This window comes from Aeromonas sp. R2-3 (genome assembly GCF_040908375.1).
GTDB lineage: Bacteria > Pseudomonadota > Gammaproteobacteria > Enterobacterales > Aeromonadaceae > Aeromonas > Aeromonas veronii.
Genome location: NZ_JBFODP010000004.1, coordinates 59,710 through 72,350, shown reverse-complemented (window position 1 = coordinate 72,350; position 12,641 = coordinate 59,710). Strand labels below are relative to the sequence as shown.

Here is a 12,641-nt window from a genome sequence, read left to right as displayed (position 1 = left end):
GTTATTTCTTCTTGGCGTACTTCATGGAATCCAATGCCACCGCCAGAATGATGATGCCGCCCTTGATGATGAACTGCCAGTAAGGGCTGACCCCGATATAGGTCAAACCATAGTTGATCAGGGTGAAGATAAGTACGCCGGTGATCACACCCGCGACCGTTCCCACCCCGCCTGCAAACGACACGCCGCCCACCACGCACGCCGCGATGGCATCCAGCTCGTACATGAAGCCGAGGTTGTTGGTGGCGCTACCGATACGGCCCGCTTCCAGCATGCCGCCGAAAGCGTAGAAGACCCCCGCCAGCGCATAGATCATCACCAGATTGACCGCCACGTTGACGCCGGAGACCTTGGCAGCCTCGGGGTTGCCACCGATGGCGAAGATGTTTTTGCCAAAGCGGGTCTTGTTCCACAGTACCCAGACAAAGACGCTGGCGATGGCCGCATAGAAGGTAAGATAGGAGAGCTTGAATCCTCCTATCCGGATAAACCCTTGGGCGAAGCTGGAGAAGCGAGGGTCAAACCCGGCCACCGGCGAAGCACCCACCGAGTCAAAGTAGAGGGAGTTGATACCGTAGACGATGATCATGGTGCCCAGGGTGGTAATGAACGGGGTGACGTTCAAGTAGGCCACGATCAGACCGTTGACCAGACCAATCAGCGCCCCCACAACACACACCAGCAGGATCACCGCCGGAATGGGCACCTCCCCCAACGTCGGGAACACCTTGTTGACGTTGGTCAGCGCCTGCAACATGGTTGCTGCTATGAGTGCCGCCAGACCGACCTGACGACCGGCCGAGAGATCCGTCCCCTGGGTGATGATGATGCCCGCCACCCCCAGCGCTATGATGACCCGCACCGAGGACTGGGTCAGGATGTTGCTGAAGTTGGTGAGGCTCAGGAAGGAGGGCTCCTGGATCACGATGACCATGAGCAGCACCAGCAGCACCAGATAGATGGCGTTTTCCTTGAGCGCCTGCATCAGATTGAAATTTTTAGCCGACTCCATAAATGTCTTCCTGTCTCTAGAGGTACAGAGATGCCAGGCGCAGTATCTCGCTCTGGTCAGTTTCTTTGGTATTGACGATCCCGGCGACCCGGCCGTTGCTCATCACCATGATGCGGTCGGTGATCCCCAGCAATTCCGGCATCTCTGACGAGATGATGATGATCCCTTTGTCCTTCTTCGCCAACTCCAGGATGAGCTGGTAGATCTCGAACTTGGCCCCGACGTCTATGCCGCGGGTGGGCTCGTCGAGCATCAGGATCTCCGGCTGGGTCAGCAGCCAGCGACCGATGATCACCTTCTGCTGGTTGCCCCCGGAGAGGGAACCGATCTGGGTCTGCTGGGTCGGCGTCTTGACCCGCATGGAGTCGATCACCCACTGGGTATCGCTCTTCATCTTGTTGTCGCTGAGCAGCCCCATGGAGCCCTTGTAGCTGTCCATGTTGGCGATCAGGGAGTTGAAGGCGATATCGAGCCGGGAGTAGATACCGGTGGAGCGGCGCTCTTCCGTCACCAGCGCAAAGCCGTTGCGGATCGCTTCGTGGGCGTTGTGGTTGGCTACCTCTTTGCCGTGCAGCTTGATGCTGCCCTGACTGCGATCGCGAATACCGAACAGGGTCTCGACGATGTCGGTGCGCTTGGCCCCCACCAGTCCGGCGATGCCGAGGATCTCCCCCTTGTGCAGGTTGAAGGTCACATCCTGAATGGAGGGCTGGTTCTTCGCCGTCAGGTGTTCGATCTCAAGGATCACCTCTTTCGGCTGGTTGGTCTTTTCCGGGAAACGCTGGGTCAGTTCACGGCCGACCATCATGCCGATGATCTGATCCATGGTCATGCCCTTGAGCGGCTGGGTTGCCACCCACTGGCCATCCCGCAATATGGTGATCTCGTCACAGAGCTGGAAGATCTCCTCCATCTTGTGAGAGATGTAGACGATGCCGCACCCCTTATCCTTCAACTTGTTGATGATCTTGAAGAGGTGATTCACCTCTTTCTCGGTCAGGGAGGAGGTGGGTTCGTCCATGATGACGATCTTGGCATCGTAGGAGAACGCCTTGGCGATCTCGATCATCTGCATCTGGGAGACCGACAGGGTCGCGACCTTCACCTTGGGGTCGATGTCGATATCCAGCTCATCGAAGATGCGCTTGGTGTCGTCATACATCTTGCCGTGGTCGATAAACCACCCCTTGGTGGGGTAGCGGCCGAGCCACATGTTGTCCATCACGGTACGCTGCAACACCAGGTTGAGCTCCTGATGCACCATGGAGACGCCATTTTCCAGCGCCTCTTTCGAGGAGGTGAAGTTGATCTCCTGCCCCTTGAAGAAGATCTTGCCCTGATCCTTCTCGTAAATGCCGAACAGGCACTTGAGCAGTGTGGATTTTCCCGCTCCGTTCTCGCCCATCAACGCATGCACAGAATGAGGACGGACCCGTAAATTGACATTATCGAGTGCCTTGACGCCGGGAAAGCTCTTACTGACGTCAATCATCTCCAACAGCCATTCTGATTGTTGCTGTGTTGTCATATCAGCCATCACATCTGGTTGAAAAAAGGGCAAGGGGATCTCCCTTGCCCTGGAGGAGGGAATTACTCGAATTGGGACAGGTTGTCTTTATCCACACCGACGTAGGCAACACGCACTACCTTGTCGACGATATTCCACTTGGTGCCTTCACCGGCCGGTTTGCCTTCAGCCAGGTTCTTGGTCAGCTCGAAGGTGGCTTTGGCCTGGTTGGCCGCATCGTTCAGCACGGTACCCGCCATGGCACCGCTCTTGACCATGGCCAGCGCTTCCGGCAGCGCATCGACGCCGAATACCGGAATGGCAGTCTTACCCTGGGCTTTCAGTGACTCGACTGCACCCATTGCCATGCCGTCGTTGTTGGCGATGACCACTTCGATCTTGTTGGCGTTGGGGCCGGAGATCCAGGCGTCCATCTTGTCTTTCGCCATCGCGGTATCCCACATACCGGTATCCATGTGCAGTTGCTCGGTCTTGACGCCGCCATCGTTCAGGGTCTTGACCACGTAGGAGGTGCGCGCTTCCGCATCCGGGTGGCCCGGCTCCCCTTTCAGCAGCACGAACTGGATCACGCCATCCTTGTTCAGATCCCACTCCGGATGGGCTTTCCAGTGTTTGGCAATCAGCTGACCCTGGATGATCCCTGACTCCTTGGAGTCAGTGCCCACGTAGTAGGCCTTGTCGTAGCTGGCCAGATCGGTAGCACTCGGCTCCTTGTTGTAGAAGACCACCGGGATATCTTCGCCACGGGCTTTCTCAATCACCACCGGCGCCGCAGCCGGGTCAACCAGGTTGATGGCCAGCGCCTTCACCCCTTTGGCCAGCAGCACATCGATCTGGTCGTTCTGCTTGGACTGGTCGTTCTGGGAGTCGTTCATCAGCAGCTCCACCCCCGGAGTGGCTGCCGCCTCCTTCTCGATGGCCTTGCGCACGACCGCCATGAAGTTGTCGTCGTACTTGTAGACGGTTACCCCGATACGGGTGTCAGCCTGGGCATTGGCTCCAGCCATCATGCCCATCAGCAGGGCGGCAACTGTGGTCAGTTTTTTCATTATGTGTGCTCCGATGTGTCTATCTGTGTTGTAGGGTGGCGAGCAATTGAGCAAGCGCCAATCAATGTAATCAGTTTGTTGTCATTTCTTCTGTGATCATGACGACAAAATGAAAACGTTTACACTCTGTTACATTGAAACTTTATATTTATTTTTCAAATACATATAAATAAAAATCAGATTTGAGACTCAATCTTTCCCACAGCATTGAGGCTAGTCGTTACTGGTCTGTTGTCAAAATGGCGCACTGGCTCGACAGTCGCCTCCATAGCTGGCTTAACGGAGAGTGCAGCCCCAACGGTAACGGCGCTCAAGCAGTTGATACTCGGGACGCACGCTCTGGCTCCAGGAGTCATCACCGCCCACCCCCATGTGGGCGCCATCGAGACAGACCCACAGCCCCTCTTCGGCCACCAGATCGCTCTGGTGACGAGCAGCGGCCAGCTGTTGCTGACTGAAGCGGCTGGCACTGAAATGGAAGGTGCCGCTCACCGTCGTGCTGCCCAACTGCAACTGGCGGGTATCGCAGCGCAAGCCGTTGTCACTCGGGAAAACATAAGGGGTGTGCATGGCCTCCAGCGGCAAACTCCAGCGCCCCAGATCGGCGCCCAGCAGGCGATCCGGATAGTTCTCGTGAGGGCCACGCCCCAGCCATTCTGCTCGCGCTGGCACCTCGGCCAGATGGAGCAGCAGACCGATCCGCGGCAGCGAAGGCAGCGCTTGCGCCAGCTCGGTCTCTATCTCCAGGCTCATGGCGCCATCGTCGGTAAAGCGGTGATGCCAGTGACTCACCAGCAGCAGCTCATCGTGGTGGAAGTAGCCATGACTGACCCGGATATCCCCTCCGGCGACCGCGATCCCCAGACAGCGGTGCAGCCACTGGCCGAGGCCACAACCCTGCCAGCGGGCAATCCAGGAGTGGGGGTCGGCGTGATCCGCTTCGCTGGTGCCAATGTCGTTGTCGAGCGGCGCGCGGTAGAAGTGATCCATGATCGGCGCCAGCAGCTGCTCCTGCCCCAATTTTTGCCAACTGGTGATACGGCCGCTCTGCTTGTCGAGCCACCACTGGCTGTTGGCGGCAGTGATCCGCCAGCCATCCGGCTGTTCGGTCAGGGTGGCGGCAGCGGCAGGAGCAGGCAGGGCAAGGGGGGTCGGCAGAGTGAACTGCTGACGGGCGACCTTGTGATCCGCCTGCGACCAGAGGGTGGCCTGTGGCTGAACGATCGCCAGATCGAGCCAGGCCAGTGAGCCTGCCGCAAAGGTGGGCAACGCCTCGCTCAGGGTCAACTCGACCACCCCTTGCGGCACCAGCATGAGGGAAACCTCCCCTTGCTGCTGCACATGGCCGTTCTCGCACAGCTGCCAGCAAAGCCGCTCGTTATCGGTGGAGCGGAACAAGTATTCGCTCTCGATCCGCACCCGCAACGGGGTGTGCTCAAGCAGAGTGAAGCGGAACGGCTGCTGGGCACGCTTTGCCTCGCACAGGGCTGGATGGGGGGTGCGATCCGGGAACAGCAGGCCGTTGCAGCAGAACTGGCGATCGTTTTGCACATCACCGAAGTCGCCGCCGAAGCCCCAGTAGTGGCGACCATCGGCGGTGTATTTGTCGAGCCCCTGATCGACCCAATCCCAGACAAACCCGCCTTGCAGACGTGGATGATCGCGAAACGCCTGCCAATAGTGGGCGTAGCCCCCCAGACTGTTGCCCATGGCGTGGGCATATTCGCAGAGGATCAGCGGCCGGTGCTCGCCAGGCAGGCCGATCCACTTGGCCAGCGCCCATTTGGGCACCGCCGGGAAGGGTTGATCCTGATGGGTTCTGGCATACATGGGGCAGATGATGTCGGTGGCCGGGGTATCGGCCCCGCCCCCCTCGTACTGCACCGGACGGCTCGGGTCGCTGCGCTTGATCCAGCCATACATGGCATCGTGGGCCGGGCCGTACCCCGACTCGTTGCCCAGCGACCAGATGATGATCGAGGGGTGGTTGAAATCCCGTGCCACCATGCGGGTCGCCCGCTCCAGAAAGGCGTTGCTCCAGGCAGGATCCCGCGCCAGCCGCCCCATGGGGGTCATGCCGTGGGTCTCCAGATTCGCCTCGTCCACCACATAGAGGCCAAGCCGATCGCACAGGCGATAAAAATCGGGATGGTTGGGATAGTGGGAACAGCGCACCGCATTGAAGTTGTGCCGCTTCATCAGCAGCAGATCCCGCTCCATGGTGGCGCGATCGATAGCATAGCCTTTGGCGGGGTGATGCTCGTGACGGTTGGCACCGCGAACAAGCAGCGGCTGACCATTGACCCGCAGCAGGCCGCCACGGATCTCCACCACCCGAAAGCCCACATCGCACGCCTCGCTCTCGATGGCTTTGCCCTGCTCGTCCAGCAGGGTCAGGGTCAGGCGATAGAGATGGGGCGTCTCGGTGCTCCACTTGCGCGGCGCAGCCACGTCGAGCCACAGCTCGGCATGATCGTCATACGCCCCTTTCTCATCAACGGCTTGGGTGCCTATCGGCTGGCGCAGGGTCGCGACCCGCTCGCCGCCGTCATAGAGATTGGCCTCCACCGACAGACCGGCCCCATTGGCGACCTGCAGGGCAATCTTGAGACGGCCATCCCGATAGCAGGCATCCAGTTCAGGCGTCACCCGCATATCCATCAGATGACGGGCCGGTTTGTGCAGCAGGCTGACGGAGCGGAAGATCCCCGACAGCCACCACATATCCTGATCTTCCAGATAGGAGCCGTCGGACCAGCGCAGTACCAGCACCGCCAACCGGTTGCGACCGGCTTGCAGATAAGGAGTCAGATCGAACTCGGCGGGCAGGCGGCTGTCCTGGGAGTAGCCGACCCAGCGGCCGTTGCAGAACAGGTGGAAGGCGCTGCTCACCCCGTCAAAGATGATCCGGCTCTGGCCGCTGGCCAGCCACTCGGCGGGCAGTTCGAACTCGCGGGAGTAGCAACCGGTGGGGTTCTCTGCTGGCACTCGCGGTGGATCGCAGGGAAAGGGGTATTTGATATTGGTGTAGATGGGGCCATCGGTGAGCGGCCGCGTAGCCGGATAGGCGGCATCCAGCTGCCAGTTACCCGGCACTGTAATGGGGCAAGCATCCGCCAGATCCTGCGCCAGCCAGCTCTCGGGCACCAATTCGGGAGCGGCAAAGAAGGAGAAGCGCCACTCGCCATCGAGCAAGAGACGGGAGGAAGAGGCCAGATCACCCCTGGCATCCGCTTCGCTGCGCCAGCTGAACATGGGGGTATGGGCAGCCAGACGGTTTACCGACGTAATGGCCTGAGTCTGCCAATCCTGACGCGCCACTATCTCCCTGAGCATTCACTCTCTCCCTGCTGATTGAAAAACGTATTCAGTCTAGAGAAGTATGACGCAGGGAACGGCGATCTCGCTCACACAGATGTAAACGATTACACTAATTTTGTTAAGTAAAGCGGAGTAAAAATGATTAAAAACAGGTAAAACAATAACTGTGCAAGAAACGGCCCCGAACAGGGCCTAAAAAGGGGGCTATCCGGCCCGAACCGGTGCCACCGAGTGGCGATTGATCAGGGTGGGGGTATAGATCCGGCTCTGGGTCGCGTCACTCTCCCCCGCCGCCAGCTGAATGGCCAGCTTGGCCGCCTGGGCCGCCATCAACTCGATGGGATAGCGCATGGTGGAGAGCTTGGGCCTCAGGTATCTGGCATAGATGATGTCATCGAAGCCCACCACCGAAACCTCCTCCGGCACTCGCAGGCCGTTGTCGGCCAGCACGGAGATGGCGCCCGCCGCCATGGCATCGTTATAGGCCACCACAGCGGTCACCTTGAGCCCCTTGGCCAGCAGGTTGAGCATGGCGCGCTCGCCCCCCTCCTCGTTCGGGGTGCCACTCTCGATAAGCTCGGGATCGGCTGCCAGACCGGCTTCCATCAATCCATCCTGATAGCCCTGCAGGCGCAAGGTGGCATCCTCGATGGCATGATCCGAGCTGATAAAGGCGATATGGCGGTGACCCAGTTCAATCAGGTAGCGAGTCGCCGTAGCCGCACCCAGCCGGTTGTTGAGGGCGATGCAGCGCCCCTTGAGGGCCGGAATATCGCGGTTGATCAACACCATACCGGGCACCCGCATGGCGTAATCGTAAAGTTCCTCGTCGCTCAGCGCCTTGCTGTGCACCACCAGCGCCTCGCAGCGCTTGCCGATCAGCAGCTCGATCGCCTCACGCTCCTGACGCGCCTTGTGAAAACCGTTACCCATCAGCAGGTGAAGGTTCTGCTCGACGGCGATGCCGGAGACCCCCTTCACCAGTGCACCGAAGAAGGGATCCGCCACGTCACCAACCACCACCCCCATGGTGTCGCAAGTCTGGCTGACCAGTGCCCGCGCGTTGGCGTTGGGGGTATAGCCCAGTTCAGCCATGGCCTTCTGCACCACTTCGCGAGACGCGGCACTGGCCTTGGGGGAGTTGTTCATCACCCGTGAAACCGTTGCCACCGACACATTGGCCAAACGGGCGACATCCTTGATGGTGCTCATGCTGTTTTCACTTCTTTCACTGTGCAATAGAGCGCCATTATACCCAGCAAACCCATTGAAAACAGGGGTGAAACGCATATCTGCCGTCAGGGTGACCATAAAAACAGTGTAATCGTTTACACTATTTTGCAAGCAAGCTCACAGTTTGGTCGCCACACCCTCGGCTAGACTCCTTCCAGACACTTTTCAGTGGAGAGCAAGATGAAGGTTCTGGTCACCGGCGGTTGCGGATATATCGGCAGCCACACCTGTCTGGCCCTGCAAGCGGCAGGCATGAATCCCGTGGTGGTCGACAACCTCGGCAACAGCAAACGCAGCGTGCTGGCCCGAGTCGCTGCCAACAGCGGCCAGCAACCCCTGTTCTATCAAGGGGATATTCGCGATGCGGCCCTGCTGGACCGGATCTTCGCCGAGCAGCATATCGATGCAGTGATCCACTTTGCCGCCCTCAAGGCGGTCGGCGAGTCGACCCGCATTCCACTGGATTACTACGAGAACAACCTCGGCGGCACCCTCACCCTGCTGCAGGCGATGAAGCGGGCCAATGTGCACAATCTGGTGTTCAGCTCCTCGGCCACCGTCTATGGCGATCCCGCCAGCCTGCCGATCCGCGAGGATTTCCCTCGCAGCGCCACCAACCCTTACGGGCGATCCAAGCTGATCATCGAGGAGATCCTCGAAGATCTGCAGCTGGCCGAACCCCACTGGAGCATGACCCTGCTGCGCTACTTCAATCCGGTCGGCGCCCACGAATCGGGCACCATGGGTGAAGACCCGCAGGGGATCCCCAACAACCTGATGCCCTATATCACCCAGGTCGCCATCGGCCGTCGCGACTACCTGTCGGTCTTTGGAAACGATTACCCCACCCCGGACGGCACCGGCGTACGCGACTACATCCACGTGATGGATCTCGCCGAGGGGCACGTCAAGGCGCTGCAACACTGCGCCGACAAGGGTGGCGTGCACACCTACAACCTGGGCACCGGCAAGGGCCAGAGCGTGTTGCAGCTGGTCGCCGCCTTCTCCGCTGCCTGTGGCAAGCCGCTGCCATTTCGCATCGAACCGCGCCGCCCTGGCGACATCGCCGCCTGCTGGGCCGATCCGGCCAAGGCCGAGCGTGAGCTGGGCTGGCAGGCGACCCGCGACATCGACGCCATGTGTGCCGACAGCTGGCGCTGGCAATCCACCAATCCGAACGGTTACGAGGAGTAGGCCTGCCTGCTCCCCGTTAATAAACGACTTTAATTTTCCATATATTATTCAGGAGAGATGATGTTCAACCCCGTCGATCATCCCCATCGCCGCTTTAATCCGCTGACCGGCCAGTATGTGCTGGTCTCCCCCCACCGGGCCAAACGCCCCTGGCAGGGACAGGTGGAGAAGGTGAATCAAGCCCCCAAGCAGACCCACGATCCCGACTGCTTCCTCTGCGCCGGCAACACCCGGGTCACTGGCGACATCAACCCCGACTACCAGGGCACCTTCGTCTTTACCAACGACTTCGCCGCCCTGATGCAGGATACCCCGGCCGCCGACAACGCAGGTGATCCTCTGCTGAAGCTGGAAGCCGCCCGCGGCACCAGCCGGGTGATCTGCTTCTCGCCGGATCACGGCAAGACCCTGCCCGAGCTGCCGCTGCCCGCCATCGAGGGGGTGATCACCACCTGGATGGATCAGGTCGCCGAGCTGTCAGCCCAGTGGGAATGGGTGCAGGTCTTTGAAAACAAAGGGGCCGTCATGGGCTGCTCCAACCCGCACCCCCACGGCCAGATCTGGGGCAGCGACTTCCTGCCCAACGAGATCGCCCGCGAAGAGCAGCACCAGCGAGGCTGGCTGGCCGAGCATGGCCGCCCCATGCTGCTGGAGTATGTAGAGCGGGAGCTGGCGGATCGCTCGCGCATCGTGGTGGAGACCGAGCACTGGCTCGCCGTAGTTCCCTTCTGGGCCGCCTGGCCGTTCGAAACCCTGCTGCTGCCCAAGGCGCACGTCCCCTCCATGCTCAATCTGACCAAGGCCCAGCAACAGGATCTGGCGGTAGCGCTCAAGGAGCTCACCAGCCGCTACGACAACCTGTTCGAGTGCAGCTTCCCCTACTCCATGGGCTGGCACTTTGCACCGCCCAAATCGGATTGCCCCGAGGCGTGGCAGCTGCACGCCCACTTCTATCCGCCACTGCTGCGCTCCGCCACCGTGCGCAAATTCATGGTCGGCTTCGAGATGCTGGCCGAGACCCAGCGCGACCTTACCCCCGAGCAGGCTGCCGAGCGGCTGCGTGCCCTGAGCCCCGTTCACTACAACCAGACCAGCCACACCAATGAGGAGGCCCTATGACCCCCAGCCAACGCGTCAGCACCGTTTTTGCCGAGCAATTTGCCAAAGCGCCCGATCTGCTGGTGCGCGCCCCCGGCCGCGTCAACCTCATCGGTGAACATACCGACTACAACGACGGCTTCGTGCTGCCCTGCGCCATCGACTACGAGACCTGCGTCGCCATCGGTCTGCGCGATGACCGGCAAGTGCAGGTGATCGCCGCCGACTACAACAACCAGCGCGACCAGTTCGACCTCGACCAGCCCATCGAGCACCACCCCAGCCAACGCTGGAGCGACTACATCCGTGGCGTCGTGAAATATCTGCAAGCGCGTGGTTATGCCCTGCGCGGCCTTGATCTGGTGGTCTCCGGCAACGTGCCGCAGGGGGCGGGGCTCTCCTCCTCTGCCTCGCTGGAAGTAGCCATCGGTCAGGCCTTCAAGGAGGCGCTGGGGCTCGACATCAGCCAGGCCGAGATCGCCCTCAATGGCCAGCAGGCGGAGAACAAGTTCGTCGGCTGCAACTGCGGCATCATGGATCAGATGATATCCGCCAGCGGCAAAACCGATCATGCCCTGCTGCTCGACTGCCGCTCGCTGGAGACCCGTCTCATCCCCATGCCCAACGATCTGGCAGTGCTGATCGTCAACTCCAATGTGCGTCGCGGTCTGGTGGACAGCGAATACAACACCCGCCGCCAGCAGTGCGAAGCGGCCGCCCGTCACTACGGAGTCAAGGCGCTGCGCGACCTCGATCTGGCCGGACTGGAAGCGGGCAAGGCCGGGCTGGATGATGCTTGCTATCGTCGTGCCCGCCACATTGTCGGTGAAAACGCCCGCACCCTGGCGGCGGCCGATGCACTGGCGAGCCACGATCTGACCCGACTCGGCGAGCTGATGGCCGAATCACACGCCGCCATGCGCGATGATTTCGAGATCACAGTGCCCGCCATCGACGGTCTGGTGGAGATCATCAAGGCCAGGATCGGCACAAATGGCGGCGTGCGGATGACCGGCGGCGGCTTCGGCGGCTGCGTGGTCGCCCTGCTGCGCCCCGACAAGGTGGCCGAAGTGATCGCCGCCGTCGAGGCGGAGTATCCGGCCATCTCGGGCCTCAAGGCCGACTGCTACGTCTGCCGCGCCAGCGCCGGTGCAGGCAAGCTATGAGCAGCGCCATGACCCCGTTCGAACTGGAAAACGAGGAGGGGCTGCGCCTGCGCGGCCTCGACTTCGGCGCAACCCTCACCTCCCTCACCCTGCCGGTAGCGGGCAAACGGCGCGAAGTGCTGCTGGGCTGTGCCGACGACGCCTATCCCACCCAACAGGTGTGGCTGGGGGCGGTGGCAGGACGCTTTGCCAACCGCATCGGCGGTGCCGAGCTGGTGCGTGATGGACAGCACTGGCCGCTGAATGCCAATCAGGCACCCAACTGTCTGCACGGCGGGCAGGCTGGCTTTCATCGCCAGCGCTGGCAAATCAAGGAACTGGAGGCGGATCGGGTCAAGCTGGCGTTGCTCTCCCGGGCGGGGGATCAGGGCTTTCCCGGCAATCTGCGGGTAACCTTGGAGTACCGGCTTGAGCAGAACGATCTGGTGGTGGATTTCATCGCCAGCACGGATGCCACAACGCCGGTCAGCCTCACCAGCCACGCCTACTTCAATCTCGATGGGCAAACCGATGGTGACGATGTCCGTGACCACCTCATCAGCATCAATGCCGATCACTTCCTGCCCACCGATCCGAGCGGTTTGCCGATCGCCATCACTACGGTGGAGGGGCCGTTCGATCTGCGCCAAGAGCGCCTTGTCGGGCAGGATTGGCTGAGTCATCCCCAGCAGCAACAGGCCAAGGGGTACGATCATGCCTTTGTGCTCAACGGCCCAACGCAAGTGTGGGCTGCTCGCGTGGTATCAGGGGACAGGCAGCTGGCGATGGAGGTCTATACCAACCAACCCTCGCTACAGTTCTATACCGGCAACTGGCTGGCCAATACCCCGAACCGCAGCGGCCTGTCGCACCGGGATCACGACGGCTTCTGTCTTGAGGCGCAACAGCTACCGGACAGCCCCAATCGCCCCGAGCTGGGCAACCCCTGGCTGCTGCCTAGCGAGCGTTATCACCACCAGACCCGCTACCGCTTTATCCGCGACTAACTTAAAGAATTCATGATTTTTACATAGCCTCAGCAGTCACAATCGAGCAAGATA

9 protein-coding genes are annotated in these 12,641 nt (G+C 60.8%); 4 read left to right on the top strand and 5 right to left on the bottom strand.

The window, feature by feature from the left end; translation table 11 throughout:
• Nucleotide 1: 1 nt before the first annotated feature.
• The 5 genes from mglC to AB5Z02_RS01375 all read right to left on the bottom strand — a co-directional run bounded on the left by mglC (nt 2) and on the right by AB5Z02_RS01375 (nt 8,122).
• Nucleotides 2-1,012 carry a galactose/methyl galactoside ABC transporter permease MglC gene (mglC, locus tag AB5Z02_RS01395; protein ID WP_005342585.1) on the bottom strand — a complete coding sequence of 337 codons (1,011 nt, stop codon included), beginning with the start codon at nt 1,010-1,012 and terminating at the stop codon, nt 2-4.
• A 16-nt stretch (nt 1,013-1,028) separates the two neighbouring features.
• Complete coding sequence (gene mglA, locus AB5Z02_RS01390) at nt 1,029-2,549, bottom strand: galactose/methyl galactoside ABC transporter ATP-binding protein MglA (protein ID WP_033136359.1); 1,521 nt, start codon at nt 2,547-2,549, stop codon at nt 1,029-1,031.
• A gap of 53 nt (nt 2,550-2,602) precedes the next feature.
• Complete coding sequence (mglB, locus tag AB5Z02_RS01385; protein WP_005340747.1) at nt 2,603-3,589, bottom strand: galactose/glucose ABC transporter substrate-binding protein MglB; 987 nt, start codon at nt 3,587-3,589, stop codon at nt 2,603-2,605.
• 276 nt (nt 3,590-3,865) lie between these two features.
• Nucleotides 3,866-6,925: a beta-galactosidase gene (locus AB5Z02_RS01380; protein ID WP_368215056.1), complete on the bottom strand. Its 3,060-nt coding sequence runs from the start codon at nt 6,923-6,925 to the stop codon at nt 3,866-3,868.
• 189 nt (nt 6,926-7,114) lie between these two features.
• Nucleotides 7,115-8,122: a substrate-binding domain-containing protein gene (locus tag AB5Z02_RS01375; protein WP_368215055.1), complete on the bottom strand. Its 1,008-nt coding sequence runs from the start codon at nt 8,120-8,122 to the stop codon at nt 7,115-7,117.
• 201 nt (nt 8,123-8,323) lie between these two features.
• Here AB5Z02_RS01375 and galE point away from each other — a divergent pair, with 201 nt between their 5' ends.
• From galE to galM, 4 genes are read left to right on the top strand one after another with little or no spacing between them, the layout of a single operon-like run.
• Nucleotides 8,324-9,337 (top strand): UDP-glucose 4-epimerase GalE, encoded by a 1,014-nt coding sequence (gene galE, locus AB5Z02_RS01370; protein ID WP_368215054.1) that lies wholly within the window; start codon nt 8,324-8,326, stop codon nt 9,335-9,337.
• Between the two features lie 60 nt (nt 9,338-9,397).
• Nucleotides 9,398-10,456: a UDP-glucose--hexose-1-phosphate uridylyltransferase gene (locus tag AB5Z02_RS01365; protein WP_368215094.1), complete on the top strand. Its 1,059-nt coding sequence runs from the start codon at nt 9,398-9,400 to the stop codon at nt 10,454-10,456.
• The gene (gene galK / locus AB5Z02_RS01360; protein ID WP_368215052.1) at nt 10,453-11,601 is read left to right on the top strand and encodes a galactokinase; all 1,149 of its coding nucleotides are present in this window, start codon (nt 10,453-10,455) and stop codon (nt 11,599-11,601) included. Before AB5Z02_RS01365 ends, galK begins: the two co-directional genes overlap by 4 nt.
• Nucleotides 11,598-12,587, top strand: coding sequence for a galactose-1-epimerase (gene galM / locus AB5Z02_RS01355; RefSeq protein ID WP_368215051.1), 990 nt, complete (start codon nt 11,598-11,600; stop codon nt 12,585-12,587). The genes galK and galM overlap by 4 nt, the downstream gene beginning before the upstream one ends.
• The last annotated feature ends 54 nt before the right edge of the window (nt 12,588-12,641 follow it).

Bases quoted from the DNA above. Each gene is read 5' to 3' on its own strand.
- mglC (WP_005342585.1), bottom strand. From the start codon at position 1,012: ATGGAGTCGGCTAAAAATTTCAATCTGATGCAGGCGCTCAAGGAAAAC.
- mglA (WP_033136359.1), bottom strand. From the start codon at position 2,549: ATGGCTGATATGACAACACAGCAACAATCAGAATGGCTGTTGGAGATG.
- mglB (WP_005340747.1), bottom strand. From the start codon at position 3,589: ATGAAAAAACTGACCACAGTTGCCGCCCTGCTGATGGGCATGATGGCT.
- AB5Z02_RS01380 (WP_368215056.1), bottom strand. From the start codon at position 6,925: ATGCTCAGGGAGATAGTGGCGCGTCAGGATTGGCAGACTCAGGCCATT.
- AB5Z02_RS01375 (WP_368215055.1), bottom strand. From the start codon at position 8,122: ATGAGCACCATCAAGGATGTCGCCCGTTTGGCCAATGTGTCGGTGGCA.
- galE (WP_368215054.1), top strand. From the start codon at position 8,324: ATGAAGGTTCTGGTCACCGGCGGTTGCGGATATATCGGCAGCCACACC.
- AB5Z02_RS01365 (WP_368215094.1), top strand. From the start codon at position 9,398: ATGTTCAACCCCGTCGATCATCCCCATCGCCGCTTTAATCCGCTGACC.
- galK (WP_368215052.1), top strand. From the start codon at position 10,453: ATGACCCCCAGCCAACGCGTCAGCACCGTTTTTGCCGAGCAATTTGCC.
- galM (WP_368215051.1), top strand. From the start codon at position 11,598: ATGAGCAGCGCCATGACCCCGTTCGAACTGGAAAACGAGGAGGGGCTG.